General features: G+C 57.4%; 2 rRNA genes. Both read right to left on the bottom strand.

Annotated features, from left to right (window positions below):
• Positions 1–870: ribosomal RNA gene (locus tag ACZ5PB_RS43445) — 23S ribosomal RNA — on the bottom strand; the annotation flags it as partial.
• Positions 871–1177: 307 nt separating this feature from the next.
• A 16S ribosomal RNA gene (locus ACZ5PB_RS43440) occupies positions 1178–1257 on the bottom strand; the annotation flags it as partial.

Genomic DNA, 1257 nt, shown 5'->3' with positions numbered 1-1257 from the left:
TCATCCCCCAGGTTTTCAACCCTGGTGGGTTCGGTCCTCCACGAAGTCTTACCTCCGCTTCAACCTGCCCATGGCTAGATCACTCCGCTTCGGGTCTAGAGCGTGCAACTTAGGTCGCCCTGTTCGGACTCGCTTTCGCTACGGCTTCCCCACACGGGTTAACCTCGCTACACACCGCTAACTCGCAGGCTCATTCTTCAAAAGGCACGCAGTCACGACTGCATGTGCAAGCACATACAGCGACGCTCCCACGGCTTGTAGGCACACGGTTTCAGGTACTATTTCACTCCGCTCCCGCGGTACTTTTCACCATTCCCTCACGGTACTATCCGCTATCGGTCACCAGGGAATATTTAGGCTTAACGGGTGGTCCCGCCAGATTCACACGGGATTTCTCGGGCCCCGTGCTACTTGGGTGTCTCTCAAACGAGCCGTTGATGTTTCAGCTACGGGGGTCTTACCCTCTACGCCGGACCTTTCGCATGTCCTTCGCCTACACCAACGGTTTCTGACTCGTCCTGTCGCCGGCAGACGACAGAAGAGAGATCCCACAACCCCGTATGCGCAACCCCTGCCGGGTATCACACGCATACGGTTTGGCCTCATCCGGTTTCGCTCGCCACTACTCCCGGAATCACGGTTGTTTTCTCTTCCTGCGGGTACTGAGATGTTTCACTTCCCCGCGTTCCCTCCACATACCCTATGTGTTCAGGTATGGGTGACAGCCCATGACGACTGCCGGGTTTCCCCATTCGGACACCCCCGGATCAAAGCTCGGTTGACAGCTCCCCGGGGCCTATCGTGGCCTCCCACGTCCTTCATCGGTTCCTGGTGCCAAGGCATCCACCGTGCGCCCTTAAAAACTTGGCCACAGATGCTCGCGTCCACTGTGCAGTTCTCAAACAACGACCAGCCACCCATCACCCCGGACCAGAAGTCCGAGTGCACTGGGGCCGGCACTGAAGATCGCAACCTTTCGGCCGTACCTTCAGATACCCAACAGCGTGCCCGACACAGTCAATCCAGGTTCTGTTTTCCACGCCGAAGCAGTACTCACAGACATGAACCGAATGTGCCGAATAGTCAACGTTCCACCCATGAGCAACCACCGTCGGACGTTTGCCGACGAAATGGTCTCTGGGCAACTCTCCGAGGAGAGCGCCTAGATGCTCCTTAGAAAGGAGGTGATCCAGCCGCACCTTCCGGTACGGCTACCTTGTTACGACTTCGTCCCAATCGCCAGTCCCACCTTCGACA

Source organism: Streptomyces sp. NPDC032721 (genome assembly GCF_055579625.1).
Note: the sequence above shows the minus strand (reverse complement) of the source record. Positions and strands in the feature narration are given on the sequence as shown.